The organism is Pseudomonas sp. 05T35, from assembly GCF_056396605.1.
Genome location: NZ_JBFTLU010001013.1, coordinates 1 through 364 on the forward strand (window position 1 = coordinate 1; position 364 = coordinate 364).

1 pseudogene is annotated in these 364 nt (G+C 42.6%); it reads right to left on the reverse strand.

Annotated elements, in window-relative coordinates:
* Window positions 1-147: 147 nt before the first annotated feature.
* A pseudogene (locus tag AC1DH9_RS31165) lies at window positions 148-364 on the reverse strand (S-type pyocin domain-containing protein); the annotation flags it as partial.

Here is a 364-nt window from a genome sequence, read left to right on the forward strand (position 1 = left end):
CTATTGTTTCAATGCATTTTTTCTGAACCCACTCTGGATCGTTGATGTTGAAGCATAGATAAAGAAGGGCGTCTATCACCACGTCGCTATCATCAGATTGCAACATAATTTCAAGTTCTTCTTTGCTGTGTTTTTTGTCCATGGTTCTCACCTTTTAATTTTTCCCTTACCAGTTACCATGCCGGCTTTTTTGAGTGCTGATTGTTGATCATTGTGCAAATCACACCAACAGCGGACGTGACCATGAAATTCCTCATCCCCATTCGGATAGGTTCTGGTCTTGTCCATGACAACAAGCTCGTTATTGTTCGCATCAACACCGACCCGTCTTGGAGATGTTTCCTTAACCTGGACAGAGTTGTTC